13 protein-coding genes are annotated in these 13,214 nt (G+C 72.7%); 6 read left to right on the forward strand and 7 right to left on the reverse strand.

The window, feature by feature from the left end; translation table 11 throughout:
* Positions 1-55: 55 nt before the first annotated feature.
* Entirely contained in the window at positions 56-694 is a 639-nt protein-coding gene (locus HUN58_RS12280; protein WP_180225654.1) for a TetR/AcrR family transcriptional regulator, read from the reverse strand.
* A 194-nt stretch (positions 695-888) separates the two neighbouring features.
* On the opposite strand from HUN58_RS12280, the gene HUN58_RS12285 reads away from it, so the two are divergent.
* The 4 genes from HUN58_RS12285 to HUN58_RS12300 all read left to right on the forward strand — a co-directional run bounded on the left by HUN58_RS12285 (position 889) and on the right by HUN58_RS12300 (position 5,361).
* A complete protein-coding gene (locus HUN58_RS12285; protein ID WP_180225655.1) occupies positions 889-1,584 on the forward strand; it encodes a YafY family protein in 696 nt (231 codons plus the stop codon).
* A 91-nt stretch (positions 1,585-1,675) separates the two neighbouring features.
* Complete coding sequence (locus tag HUN58_RS12290; RefSeq protein ID WP_058740547.1) at positions 1,676-2,053, forward strand: VOC family protein; 378 nt, start codon at positions 1,676-1,678, stop codon at positions 2,051-2,053.
* Between the two features lie 56 nt (positions 2,054-2,109).
* Positions 2,110-3,132 carry a class A beta-lactamase gene (bla, locus tag HUN58_RS12295; RefSeq protein WP_254631476.1) on the forward strand — a complete coding sequence of 341 codons (1,023 nt, stop codon included), beginning with the start codon at positions 2,110-2,112 and terminating at the stop codon, positions 3,130-3,132.
* A gap of 171 nt (positions 3,133-3,303) precedes the next feature.
* Positions 3,304-5,361 carry a transglycosylase domain-containing protein gene (locus tag HUN58_RS12300; RefSeq protein WP_254631477.1) on the forward strand — a complete coding sequence of 686 codons (2,058 nt, stop codon included), beginning with the start codon at positions 3,304-3,306 and terminating at the stop codon, positions 5,359-5,361.
* Positions 5,362-5,570: 209 nt separating this feature from the next.
* On the opposite strand, the gene HUN58_RS12305 is transcribed toward HUN58_RS12300, so the two are convergent.
* The 4 genes from HUN58_RS12305 to HUN58_RS12320 form a co-directional block, all read right to left on the reverse strand.
* Positions 5,571-6,608, reverse strand: a complete 1,038-nt coding sequence (locus tag HUN58_RS12305) for an ABC transporter substrate-binding protein (RefSeq protein WP_180224819.1) — start codon at positions 6,606-6,608, stop codon at positions 5,571-5,573.
* A 73-nt stretch (positions 6,609-6,681) separates the two neighbouring features.
* Positions 6,682-7,608: an ABC transporter ATP-binding protein gene (locus HUN58_RS12310; RefSeq protein WP_254631478.1), complete on the reverse strand. Its 927-nt coding sequence runs from the start codon at positions 7,606-7,608 to the stop codon at positions 6,682-6,684.
* Positions 7,605-8,708 (reverse strand): iron chelate uptake ABC transporter family permease subunit, encoded by a 1,104-nt coding sequence (locus HUN58_RS12315; protein WP_254631479.1) that lies wholly within the window; start codon positions 8,706-8,708, stop codon positions 7,605-7,607. The genes HUN58_RS12310 and HUN58_RS12315 overlap by 4 nt, the downstream gene beginning before the upstream one ends.
* Positions 8,705-9,775, reverse strand: a complete 1,071-nt coding sequence (locus HUN58_RS12320) for an iron ABC transporter permease (RefSeq protein WP_254631480.1) — start codon at positions 9,773-9,775, stop codon at positions 8,705-8,707. The genes HUN58_RS12315 and HUN58_RS12320 overlap by 4 nt, the downstream gene beginning before the upstream one ends.
* 28 nt (positions 9,776-9,803) lie before the next feature.
* On the opposite strand from HUN58_RS12320, the gene HUN58_RS12325 reads away from it, so the two are divergent.
* On the forward strand, positions 9,804-10,643 hold the full coding sequence (locus tag HUN58_RS12325) for a siderophore-interacting protein (protein WP_180224821.1): 840 nt from the start codon (positions 9,804-9,806) through the stop codon (positions 10,641-10,643).
* Between the two features lie 42 nt (positions 10,644-10,685).
* A complete protein-coding gene (locus HUN58_RS12330) occupies positions 10,686-11,063 on the forward strand; it encodes a VOC family protein (RefSeq protein WP_058740502.1) in 378 nt (125 codons plus the stop codon).
* A gap of 229 nt (positions 11,064-11,292) precedes the next feature.
* Here the strand turns inward: HUN58_RS12330 and HUN58_RS12335 are convergent, their stop codons facing one another.
* Together HUN58_RS12335 and HUN58_RS12340 are read right to left on the reverse strand one after the other, a co-directional pair.
* Positions 11,293-12,207: a carbohydrate ABC transporter permease gene (locus tag HUN58_RS12335; RefSeq protein WP_114849850.1), complete on the reverse strand. Its 915-nt coding sequence runs from the start codon at positions 12,205-12,207 to the stop codon at positions 11,293-11,295.
* Between the two features lies 1 nt (position 12,208).
* A complete protein-coding gene (locus HUN58_RS12340) occupies positions 12,209-13,174 on the reverse strand; it encodes a carbohydrate ABC transporter permease (protein WP_114849849.1) in 966 nt (321 codons plus the stop codon).
* Positions 13,175-13,214: the final 40 nt, after the last annotated feature.

The raw sequence follows: 13,214 nt of genomic DNA on the forward strand, positions 1-13,214 counted from the left end.
TGTCAGGTGCTGTTGCGGTTCGGGGTGCGCCGGTGGACCCCGGGGGAGGGAGGTGTCAGTGCGCCGGCATGTAGCCGGAGCGGACGCTGTGCACGAGGCGGCTCAGCAGCTCGTCCCAGGCGCGCAGGGTCGCCGGGGTGAGCTCGGGGCCGTGGTGGACGAGCCAGTGCTCGGCGATCACGACGATGCCGCTCATCAGGGAGTCGACGAGCAGGGCGGTGTCGAGGACGTCCGCGCCGGGGTGCCGCCTTGCGACCTCGTCGCGCAGGCGCTCGGTGACCCGGCCGAACGCGGTCTGCGTGAGCACCGCGGCCTTCGAGTCCTCTTTCCCGGGGTCGCCCAGGATGTTGTACATCCCGGCGATCGCGGGGGCGAGGTCGGCACCGCGCGCGGCGGACTCGAGCTCGTCGAACATCGAGGCCCGGCTGCCGTCGCCGATCGGCGTGCGCGCCATGTCCGCCAGGAACCGGTCGATGATCACCGACAGTTCCTGCTCGCACACCGCGAGCAGGACCTCGTCCAACGAGGCGAAGTGGTTGAACACGGTGCGCCGGGCGATGTCCGCCCGGGCGGCGAGGTCGTCGACGCTGAACCCGCGTCCACCCTGCTCGTCGACCAGGTCGCGTGCGGCCTGCAGGATCGCCGCACGGTGCTTCGCCTTGAGGGCGGCACGGCGGTCGGTCGAGATGGTCACGGGTGTGAACACTAGGTGCATCGATGCACTCGGTGCAACGACTCCGAGGGCTTGCCCAGTTTCGTCCCCCGACCCTGAGACGACGAGCGGGACGGCGGCGCGCGGGTCGCGCGCGGTGCACGTCGGACCGGCGGTCGGACGGGAGGCACGGGGCGGGCCCGCCACGCGCCTCCAGGCCGTACTGTGGTCGCGTCGTGAACCGCACCGATCGTCTCTACGCGCTCGTCGAGGAGCTGCGCGCGGCCGCGCCCGCGCTGCGGAGCGCGCGGACGCTCGCTGCGCGGTACGGCGTGAGCGCACGGACCGTCGAGCGCGACCTGCGCTCCCTGCAGGAGGCGGGCGTGCCGATCTGGGCGGAACCCGGCCGGACCGGCGGCTACACGCTCGACGCCCGCGCGACGCTGCCGCCGCTCGGGCTGACCGCAGAAGAGGCGCTCGCCGTCGCCGTCGGCCTCGGGGCCCTCGCGACGAGCCCGTTCCGCGACGCCGCGCGCAGTGCCGCGCAGAAGGTGCGGGCGGTGCTGGCGGAGGACGACGCACGGCGCAGCGCCTCGCTCGCCCGACGGGTGCACCTGCTCGAGACCGGTGACCGGGTGCCGGGACCGACCGCGCTCCTGCCCGCCCTGGCCGGCGGCCGGGTCGTCCGGCTGCGGTACCGGGACGCGCAGGGGAACGAGACCGACCGGGCGGTCGAGCCACTCGGGTACGTCGGCAAGGGCGAGGACTGGTACCTCGTTGCGTGGTGCCGGCTGCGCGACGGGGTCCGCGCCTTCCGCGGCGACCGGGTGCTCGGGGTCGAGCCGACGGACGAGCGTGTGCCACGGCGGGCCGTGCGGTTCGAGGAGCTCGACATCCCGCACGGGGTGCTCCGGTCCGTGCTCGCGGACTGAGCGCATCCGGCGGAACACCGACAGGACGCTGTCGCGGGGCTGCGTGAACCTGGTGCCGGGCGGTCACCGCAGGCCGCCCGGAGAGGACAGCGTGGAGTTCACGTCGATCAGGATCATCACCGCCGACCTGGCGGGCACGACCGCCTTCTACGAGGCGGTCACCGGCACCACCGCACACCGACCGGCGCCGGTCTTCGCCGAGGTCCGTGCCGGCGGGCTCGTGCTCGCGCTCGCGGCGCCGGAGACCGTCGCGGGGCTCGGTGCGGGGGCGCCGGTGCCCGGGCCGAACCCGGGGCTCGTCGTGGAGTTCTCGGTCCCGGACGTCGACGCGGCGTTCGACCGGCTGCAGGGGTCCGGCGTGCTCGGCGAGGTCGTGCTGCCGCCGACGACGATGCCGTGGGGCAACCGCTCGACCCTGTTCCGGGACCCGGAGGGGAACCTCGTCAACCTGTTCAGCCGGCCGGCCTGAGCCGCAGCCCGGTCGTTCTCAGCACTGCGTGGGTCGGATGCGGCAGGCTCCGACGCGTGGGAGCGACGAGGACGACGGACGCGCGGACGACGGGCGTGCGGAAGGCCGGCGTGCGGGCGGCGGCGGTCGGGGTGGTGGCGCTGACGGCGGTGCTGCTGACAGGGTGCACCGCGGGCGGGGGCCCGGGCGGGTCGGGGTCGCCGGCCGGGTCCGCCACGCCCGCTGCGGCACCCACCCCGACACCGTCCGCCGTGCCGACCGCCACCGTGCCGACGGCGACGGTGCCGATCATCGATGGCACGACCCGGCAGGCGTTCGCGGACCTCGAGCGTCGGGACGGTGCCCGGGTCGGGGTCGTCGCCGTGGACACCGGCACCGGCCGGTCGCTCGGGTACCGCGCGGACGAGCGGTTCGCCTTCGCCTCGACGAACAAGGTGCAGATCGCCGCCGCGGTGCTCGCCGCCTCGTCCCCGGCGGACCTCGACGAGGTCGTGCACTACGACCGCGGCGACCTGCTGTCCCACGCCCCGGTGACGACCCCGGCCGTCGACACCGGCCTGACCGTGCGGCAGCTCGTCGACGCGGCCATCCGGCAGAGCGACAACACCGCGGCGAACCTGCTCGTCGAGCGGGTCGGCGGCGTCGCCGGGGAGACGCGGTGGCTGCGCGGCCTCGGTGACACGACGACGGACGTCTCGCGCACCGAACCGGACCTCAACACCGCCGTTCCGGGGGACCGTCGTGACACCACGACCCCGGCGCAGTCCGCCGCGGACCTCCGCGCCGTGCTGCTCGGGGACGCGCTCGACGCCGACGACCGATCGCTGCTCCGCGACTCGATGCTCGGCACGACGACCGGGGCGTCGACGATCCGCGCCGGCGTGGACCCGTCCTGGACCGTGGCGGACAAGACCGGGACCGCGTCCTACGGCGTGCGGAACGACGTCGCGGTCGTGACCCCGCCGGGACGGGACCCGATCGTGCTCGTCGTGATGACGGCGCACGGCGCGGCGGACGCCGAGCCCTCGGACGCGCTCGTCGCCGAGGCCGCGCGGATCGCGATCGCGCACCTCGGCTGACACCCGCCGTCGGTCACGACGGGGTCACGACGAGCCCCTCGGGGTAACGATCCGTACCGACTCGGTCCTTTCCCAGCGCGCGTGCCGGTGTCACCCCGGGAAACCCGGGCGGACGTCCGAACAGCGCTGGGAGGGTCACCCCCGGACGCCATCGATCGACGAGGGGGAATCATGACCGGACGACGGGTGACGGGGGCCGCTGCCGGCTTCGTGGGCGGCAGCGTGCTCGTCGGGCTGCTGGTGGGGATCGGGGTCACGCCCGTGCTGGCGGTCGCGGGGGTGGGGACGACCTCGGCGATCGACCTGTTCGACTCGATGCCGGAGTACATCGAGATCGGCGACCTGCCGACCCGGAACGAGGTCTGGGCGTACCAGGGCGGGCAGCCGGTGCACCTCGCGGACGTGTGGGACCAGAACCGCCAGGAGCTCGCGCTGGACCAGATCAGCGACACGCTCGAGCACGCCGCGATCGACGGCGAGGACAAGCGCTTCCGGGAGACCGGCGGCGTCGACCCGACGAGTCTCGTGCGCTCGCTCGTCAGCGTCGTCGCGTCGGGCGGGGACGGCGGGACGGGCGGGTCGACCCTGACGATGCAGCTCGTCCGGAACATCAAGATCCAGCGGGCGAGCGAGCTGCCGACCGAGCAGGAGCGCGAGGCCGCGACCGCCGAGGCGACGAAGCGTTCGCTCGACCGGAAGCTCGCCGAGGTGAAGCTCGCGATCGGGCTCGCGAAGGAGTACTCGAAGGACGAGATCCTCGCCGCCTACCTGAACATCGCGTACTTCGGCGACCAGACCTACGGCGTGCAGGCGGCCTCGCAGCGGTACTACGGCAAGGACGCCGGCGACCTGTCCCCGGCCGAGGCGGCGTCGCTCATCGCGATCGTGCAGTGGCCGGACGCACGCGACCTCTCCTCGCCGGAGCACCACCCCGACAACCAGGCGCGCCGAGACGTCATCCTCCGCTCGATGCACCAGCAGGGGCACCTCAGCGACGCCGACCTGCAGGCCGCGTTGGCATCCACCCCCGCTGACTACGTCCGCCTGACGGCACCGAGGCAGGGGTGCGAGTCGGCCGTCCGCGGCGCGGAGTTCTTCTGCGCGTACGCCGTGCAGGTGGCGCAGTCCCTCCCGCAGCTCGGCGCCGACACCGCCGCGCGGGAGCAGGCCTGGCGCACCGGCGGCTACCGGGTCCAGACGACGCTCGATCTCGACCTGAACACGCAGCAGAAGGACCTGCTCGATCGGTACGACCGCGAGGGGGAGACCCGGTTCGCCCTCGGCGCGACGCTCGACACCGTCGAGGCCGGCACCGGGCGCGTGCTCACCATGGCGCAGAACACCGACTACGACCGGTCGTCCGCGGCACCGCCGACCGCGACCTCGCTGAACTACGCGACCGACGAGTCGAACGGCGGCTCGAAGGGGTTCCAGGTCGGGTCGACGTACAAGATGTTCACGCTCCTGCAGTGGCTCGAGTCCGGCCGCAGCCCCGACGCCGTGGTCGACGGCACCCGCACGGCCCGCAGCGTCTGGACGCAGTGCGGGGAGCGCGTCACGACGAAGGCGTGGAACCCGAAGAACGACTCGGCGGGCCAGACCGGGCCGTACTCGGTGCGGGCAGCGACGGCGCAGTCGGTGAACGCCGCCTACGCGGACATGGCGTCGAGGCTCGACCTGTGCGACATCCGCGACACCGCCGCCCGCCTCGGCGTGCACCCGGCGACGGGCGGCGAGCTCCCCGCGAACCCCGCCGCGGTGCTCGGGACGACGAGCATCGCGCCGCTGACGATGGCGGCCGCGTACGCCGGGATCGCGAACGGCGGCGTGTACTGCGCGCCGGTCGTCATCGACCAGGTGACCGGCCGCGACGGCACGCAGCTCGGTGGACAGCCCGCCGCGTGCACCCGGGCGGTCTCCGCCTCGGTCGCCCGGACGGCCTTCCAGGTGATGCAGGGCGCGTTCCGCGGCGGCACCGCGAGCGGCGGGCAGACGCCGGACGGCACGACCCTGTTCGGCAAGACGGGCACGACCGACTCGGCGGACCAGATCTGGCTCGTCGGGGGCAGCGAGCGGGCGGTCACGGCGTACTGGCAGGGCAACACCGATGGTGGCCAGGCGAACCTGCGGCACTCCGCGAACGGGCAGGGCGGCACGTACGCCGGGTCCCGCGCAGCCGTGTGGCGGCAGGCGCAGACCGCCGTCAACGCCGCCCTGCCCGTCGGCTGACCTCCGCCGTCCGACATCGATGGAGCAGCAGACGTCGGGTCGGCACGGGACACCCGACGGCTTCTGCTCCATCGACGGGACGGGACGGGACGGGGACGGGGACGAGACGACGGGGGGGCAGGGACGGGTCGCGTCCGGACGCGACCGGGAACGGACGGGAGGCGCGGTGCCAGCCGGCACCGCGCCTCCCGTCCGTGGGGTGGTGGGGTCTACGAGACCTTCTTGCTCTCGCCCAGCCAGCCCGCGAGCTTCGTCATGTAGTCGGCCTGCGACGCGTAGTCGAGGGCCGGGAAGGTCCAGCTGTGCACCTGGCCGGCCTGCAGGGCCGCGTTGTCGGCGAACGTCGGCTGCTTCTCGAGGTCGGACACCTGGTAGCCCTGCTGCGACAGCAGGATCACGTCACCGGAGATCTGGCCGGCGTTCTCCCACGAGTAGATGCCCCAGTAGAAGCCCTTCGGCTTCGGGGTCACGAAGTCGACGCCGAACGACGAGTACATCTGCAGCGTGGGCTCGTCGGAGGGTCGCGTGACGTACGCGCCGTCGCCGTCCGCGTACATCGAGACGACCGAGACGTCGCTCGCCTTCGCGGCCTTCTCGAGCTCGTCCTCGGCCTTGTCGAAGCGGTCCTCGGCGGCCTCGACCGTCGACTCCGGGGCACCGAGCGACTCGGCGAGGTCGGCGATCTTCTCGATGACGTCCTCGCCCTTCCCGCCCCACTCGACCTGGACGACGGGCGCGATGGCCTCGACCTGCTGCTGCTGTTCCTTGTCCTTGAAGCCGTAGCCCGGCTGCGTGGTGTCGAGCGTGCCCTTGTCGTCGGTGGGGTAGACCGACGTGACGACGAGGTCCGGCTTGAGTGCCGCGAGCTGCTCGAGGTCGATGTCGCCGTAGCCGGTGCCGAGCTGCGCGATGCCCTTGGTGTCCAGGCCCTCGAAGCGCTGGTCCTTCGCCATGGTGAGCTGCCCGAAGGTGCCGACCGGGCGGAGGCCGTACTCGATGAACGAGATGGCGATGTCGTTGAGGACCACGACGCGCTTCGGGGTGCTGTCGAGCTTGACGGTCTTCCCGGTGGCGTCCTCGTACGACCAGGGTCCCTTCGCGGCGGCGCTCGAGCCGGAGCCGGCGGCGCTGCCGTCGCCGGAGCGGCCGGAGCCGTTCGAGCCGGTGCAGCCGGCGAGCAGGAGGGCCGAGAGGGCCACGGAGGTCACGAGGGCGGCGCGCAGGGAGCCGCGGCGGGGGATCTTCACGTTAGGAGAGCCTAACCTAAGTCTGTACGGCCTGCCAGCCCCTGCTGGTTCAGGCCGGTCCTGCTCGTCCGGTTCAGTCCTGCTCGTCCGCCTCGGGCACGATCATCGGGGCGCCGGTCACCGGGTCCGGGACGACGCGGGCGTGCAGGCCGAAGGCCCGCTCGAGCACCTCGGGCGTCAGGACCTCGTGCGGGGCGCCGTCCGCGACGACCCCGCCGTCGTGCAGGACCACGAGCCGGTCGGAGTACCTCGCGGCGAGCGACAGGTCGTGCAGGACCATCACGACGGTGGAGCCCTGCTCCCGGTTGAGCCGTCGCACGAGCCGCAGGACGTCGAGCTGGTGCGCGAGGTCGAGGTACGTCGTCGGTTCGTCGAGCAGGAGCGTCTCGGCCTGCTGCGCGACCACGAGCGCGATCCACGCCCGCTGGCGCTGCCCGCCGGACAGGCTCGCCACGTCGCGGTGCGCCACCTCGGTCAGTCCGGTCGCGGCGATGGCCTGCTCGGCGACGTCGGCGTCCTCGGCGGTCCAGGGGCGGGCCCAGGACTGGTGCGGGTTCCGGCCCCGCATCACCAGGTCGAGGACGCTCGTCCCGGCCGGGGCCACGGGCGTCTGGGGCAGGATCGCGAGCTTCCGCGCGACCGCACGGTTCGGCTCGCGCCGGATCGGGACGCCGTCGAGCAGGACCTCGCCGGCCTGCGGCCGCAGCACCCGGCCGAAGGCCTTCAGCAGGGTCGACTTCCCGCAGCCGTTCGCTCCGAGGAAGGTCGTCACGGTGCCGCGTTCGATGCGCAGGTCCAGGTCGCGGAGCACCGGTTCGCGGTCGTAGCCGACGGACAGGCCCCGGGCCTGCAGCACGGGCACTCCGACTGGAGGCGCGGTGCGGGTCGGTCCGTCGGCCGGCGTCGTCGAGGTGGTCGCGGCTGCGTCCGTGGTGGCGGACGTGGCGGCCGTCGCTGCCGTGGTGTCTGCGGTGGTCGCGGGTGCGGTGCGTGCGGTCATCGGGACATCTCCTTGCGGTGCCGGACGAGGAGCCAGATCAGGTAGGGGGCGCCGACGACGGTCGTGACGATGCCGACGGGGACCTGCCAGGGGAACGCGGAGCGGGCGAGCAGGTCGGCACCGAGCACGAGCACGGCCCCGAGGGCGCCGGCGAGCAGCAGCGGCGGCCGGTTCGTCCCGGCGAGCCGCAGCGCGACCTGCGGCACGACGAACGCGACGAACCCGACGGGTCCCGCGGCGGCGACGGCGGCGGCTGTCAGGACCACGGCCAGCGCGATGACGAGCAGCCGGTGCCGCTGCACCCCGAGGCCGACGCCCGTCGCGACCTCGTCACCGAGCTGCCCGATGCCGAGCGCCGCACTCGTCGCGAGGGCCAGGGGGACGGCGACGGCGGCCACCACGAGCAGGGGCCACACGGACGACCAGGACGTGCTCGACAGGCTGCCCACGAGCCACTGCGAGGCGGCGGTCGCCACGGTGATCTTCGCGCGGACGAGCAGGTAGCTCGTCATCGCGTCGAGGGTCGCGCTGACGCCGATGCCGACGAGCACGAGCCGGTAGCTCTGCACACCGCCGCGCCACCCGAAGCCGTACACGGCGGCGGCCGCGACGAGGGCGCCGATCGTCGCGGCGACCGGGATGCCGCCGCTGGTGACGACGCTCGACACCGAGTACGAGCCGCCGCCGAGGACGATGGCCGCCACCGCACCGACGCTCGCGCCGGAGGTGACGCCGATGATGTCCGGCGTGCCGAGCGGGTTGCGCGTGACGGTCTGGGTCAAGGCGCCCGCGACGCCGAGGACGAGCCCGACGAGCGCGCCGACCAGCACCCGGGGGAGTCGGAGCGTCGTGACGATGAAGCCCTCCGGGCCGTCCTCGACGCCGAACAGGGCGCGGACGACGGTGCCCGGTGCGATCCAGGTGCTGCCGACCGCGACGCCGAGGACGACGAGCACGACGGCGAGGGCGAGCGCGGCGACCGTGTACCCGAGCACCAGCGGGCGCCAGGCCAGGCCGACGGGGCCGACACGGACGCCGCGGCGGACCGGGGCGGCGGTGCTGCGGGGTGCTGCGGCGCTGCGCGGTGCGGCGGCGCTCACAGGGACACCAGCGATCGGCGGCGGGCGACGGCGACGAAGACCGGGCCGCCGATGACCGCGAGGACGATGCCGACCTCGACCTCGGAGAACCCGCCGACGAGCCGCCCGACGACGTCCGCGACGAGCACGAGCGACGCGCCGACGAGGGCCGAGACGGGCAGGGTCCACCGGTGCCCGGTCCCGACGAGGGCACGGGCGACGTGCGGCACCGTGAGTCCGACGAACCCGATCGGACCGGCGGCCGCGGTCGCGCCGGCGGCGAGCAGGGTGATGCCGCCGAGGCCCACGAGCCGGGCGACGAGGACGTTCTCACCCAGGCCGCGCGCGAACTCCGCGCCGAGGCCGAGCGCGTCGAGCGACCGGACGTTCCAGATCGCGAGCGCCAGCCCGACGAGCAGGAACGGTGCCGCGGCCGTCAGCACGTCGAGCTGCCGTGCCGCCAGGGAGCCGACCACCCAGAGCCGGTACGCGTCGAGGGACTGCTGGTCCGTCAGGACGATGAAGGACGTGACCGCGCCGAGCAACGCCGAGACCGCGGCGCCGGCCAGGGCGAGGGGCACCGGGCTGGCCGTCCCGCTGCCGGCGATCGTCACCGAGAACACCACGACGCTCGCGACCACCGCGCCGGCCAGGGCGAACCACACCGTCGCGCCGGTGCTCGTGACGCCGAACACGTAGACGCCGAGGACGACCGCGAGTCCGGCTCCCGACGAGACGCCGAACAGGCCCGGGTCGGCGAGGGGGTTCCGCGTGTGCCCCTGCATGAGCAGGCCCGCGATGCCGAGGGCTGCGCCGACCGCGGCGCCGATGAGCGTTCGGGGGATGCGTGAGCCCCACACCACGGCCTCGGTCGTCCCGGACCCCGAGCGCGTCAGGCCCGCGAGCACCTGGTCCACGCCCAGGCGGTTGCTGCCGAACAGCATGCTGGCGACGGCGGCGAGTGCGAGGACCGCGACCAGGCCGAGCACGACGGTCGTCCGACGGCGGACCGCGGTGCGGTGGACGCCCGTGGCGCTCGGCGGAGCGGGCGGTCGCGCGGAGGTCACGACGAGATCGGGGGATGGCACGCGGACCATCTTAGGTTAGCCTTGCCTCATGGCGAAGATCCCGCGGCTCATGCCCGAGAATCCCCGGCTCTTCCGTGCCCGCGTGCTCCGTTCAGCCCGGGTCACGCCGTCGATGCACCGGGTCACGGTCACCGGGGACGACCTGCACGAGTTCCCCTTCGCCGGGTACGACCACTGGTTCCGCCTGTTCCTGCCGCTCCCGCACCAGCAGCACCTCACGCTGCCCGAGATCGACGGCAACCGCTGGTACCCGCAGTACCTCGCCATCCCGCAGGACACCCGACCACACCTGGCGAACTACACCGTCGCGGGCTTCCGACGGCTGCCGGACGGCACCGCCGAGCTCGACGTCGACTTCGTCGTGCACGCCGACGCCGACGGCGCGCTCGAGGGTCGTGCCGCGATCTGGGCGTGCGCGGCCCGACCCGGCGACGAGCTCGCGATGCTCGACCAGGGGCGCATCTTCGACTGCCCGGACGACGTCAGCCAGGTCCTGGTCGCCGCCGAGGAGACCGGGCTGCCTGCGGTCGTCGGCATCGCCGCGTCCCTGCCACGGGACACCGTCGGCCGCATCGTGCAGGAGGTCCCGACGGCCGCCGACGTCCGCGTGCTCGGCGCCCCGGCCGGCGTCGACATCACCTGGATCGTCCGTGAGCACCTCGACCCGCACGGGGTCCCCGGACGTGCCGCGCTCGCCGAGCTCCAGCGGCATGTGCCGTGCGACGACCGGGTGTACGCCTTCGTCGTGGGGGAGTCCCGGCTCGCAACCGAGGGGCGCCGGCACCTGCACCGCGCGGGGGTCCCGAAGTCCCGGATCACGTTCTCCGGGTTCTGGAAGCACGACGCCCGGCAGGCCGTCCCCGCGTGAGCCCGGCCGTCCCCGCCTGCCCCGGCCGGGTAGCGTGCGGGCATGAGCGTCCGACTGAGCGAACTCGTGCTGAACTGCGACGACCCCGAGGTGCTGTCGCGCTTCTGGTGCGCCGTCCTGGACTACGTCGAACTCGGCAAGGACGAGGACGGCATCGAGATCGGCCCGGCGTCCGGCTTCGGCGGGGCGACCCCCACGATCATCCTGTCGAGGAACCCGCAGCCGAAGCACCAGCCGCTCCGCCTGCACCTCGACGTCTCACCGGTCGACCAGGACCAGGACGCCGAACTCGAGCGGCTGCTGGCCCTCGGCGCGCGCCCGGCCGACGTCGGGCAGACCGGGGAGGAGTCGTGGCACGTGCTCCAGGACCCCGAGGGCAACGAGTTCTGTCTCCTCCGGACCCGCCTCGATCCGCTCTGAGTCGTCTCCGACGCGGACGTTCCTTCCCATCGCACTCGCGGTAGGAGGACGTTCCGCGCACGGAACGCCGTTCCTCCGGGTCTCCTTTGCGCGGATCTGCCTCCCACGCGCGGATCGGCTTCCGACGCGCGGATCGGCGACCGGCGAGCGTGGGCGCGGGGTCGCGCCGGGACGGACGGGAGGCGCGGTGCCAGCCGGCACCGCGCCTCCCGTCCGTCGTGGGGTGGCGTCAGCCCTTGAGACCGGAGCCGGTCACACCCTCGACGATCTGCCGCTGGAAGACCAGGTACAGGATGATCAGCGGCAGGGCCGCCAGGATCGCCCCGGCCTGGATGTCGGCGTACCGCTGGCCGAAGCTGCCCTGGACCGTGGCGAGTCCGACCGGGATCGTCATGAGGTCCGGGTTCGACAGCACGAACAGGGGCAGCAGCAGGTTGTTCCACACCCCGACGAACGTCAGGATCGCCACCGCGGCGATGACCGGACGCGACAGGGGCAGGATGACCGACCAGTAGATCTTCCACATGCCGGCGCCGTCGATGCGCGCGGCCTCCTCGAGCTCCTTCGGGATGCCGTCGAAGAACTGCTTGAAGATGAACACCGCGATCACGGCGGGCACCTGCGGGAAGATCACCGACCAGTAGGTGTTCAGCAGGTTGACGGCGTTGAGCTCCTGGAAGATCGGGATGATCAGGACCTGCGTCGGGATCATGATGCCCAGGATGATGAGCAGGAACGCGACGTTCCGCCCGCGGAAGGCCAGCCGGGACAGTGCGAACGCCGCCATCGAGGCGAACAGCACCGTGAGGGCCGTAGTGAGCAGGCTCGTGATGCCGCTCGCCAGGTACCAGTTCCAGATGTCGCCGGCCTGGAACAGCGACGCGTAGGAGTGCAGCGTCGGGTTCCAGTTCGACAGGATCGCGTTCGCGCCCAGGGCTGCGACGCCGTTGTCGGACAGCGACGTCTTAAGGGCGAACAGGCTCGGGATGAGCCAGATGATCGCGAACACGGTCAGGATGATCGCGGCCGTGATGTTGAAGCCCTTGCCGGAGACGCCGATCTTCGCGGCGTTCGCGGGAGCTGCGGCCGAGACGCCCGTGCGGACGCGCCGGCGGCCGGTGGTGATGCTCTCGGTGGCGGTCATGTCAGGCACCGATCTCTCGCTTGGCGGCAGCGCGCTCGACGAGCTGCCGGATGACCGCGATCGCGACGATCACGATGAACAGGAGCACCGAGGCCGCGGACGCCGCACCGAGGCGGTTGTCCGTGAAGCCGACGCCGGTGATGAGCTGCAGCGAGACCTGGGTCGAGATGCCCGGCCCGCCGTTCGTCATCAGGTACACCTGGTCGAAGATCTTCAGGCTCGCGATGATCTGCAGCAGGATGACGAGCGTCGTGGTGCGGGCGAGCAGCGGCAGCGTGATCGACTTGATCTGCTGCCAGCTCGACGCCCCGTCGACGGCTGCGGCCTCGTAGAGCTCGCGGGGGATCTCCTGCAGCCCGGCCAGGTACAGCACGAAGTTGAACCCGAGCGTCCACCAGACCGTGGCGATCGCGACGCCGATCATGGCGGTGTTCGGGCTCGCCAGGACGCCCGCGCCGGGGGTCAGGCCGATCGCCTGCTGGACCGAGGCGAACAGGCCGGTGGCCGGGGTGAAGATGAACACCCAGATCAGCGAGATCGTCGCCGACGGCAGGATGAACGGCAGGAAGAACGCCAGGCGGAAGAACCACTGCCCGCGGTTCATCCGGTTGGTCAGCACGGCGAACACGAACGCCAGGATGACGAGCGGCGGGGTCGTGTAGAGCGTGAACTGCAGGGTGTGCCAGAGCGACGACCAGAAGTCGGCGCGTCCGAGCATCTCGGCGTAGTTCGCGAACCCGGCGAAGCTGCCGAGTCCGGTGCGGACGGTCGAGGTGTTGAAGAAGCTCGTGACGAGCATCCACACCGTCGGGCCGAGCAGGAAGGCCAGGTAGAACAGGCCGAAGGGGGCGAGGAAGAGCCAGCCGGAGCGTCCCTGACCACGGCTCATGGCGTTGACGCGGGGACGCGAGCGGCCGGTGACGGCCCTGGCGTCCGTGGGTCGGGTGAGAACTGGTGCAGCGGTCACGTCATCGTGCCTCTCGTGCGGGGTCCACGTGGATCGAAGG

Source organism: Curtobacterium sp. Csp1 (assembly GCF_013347185.1).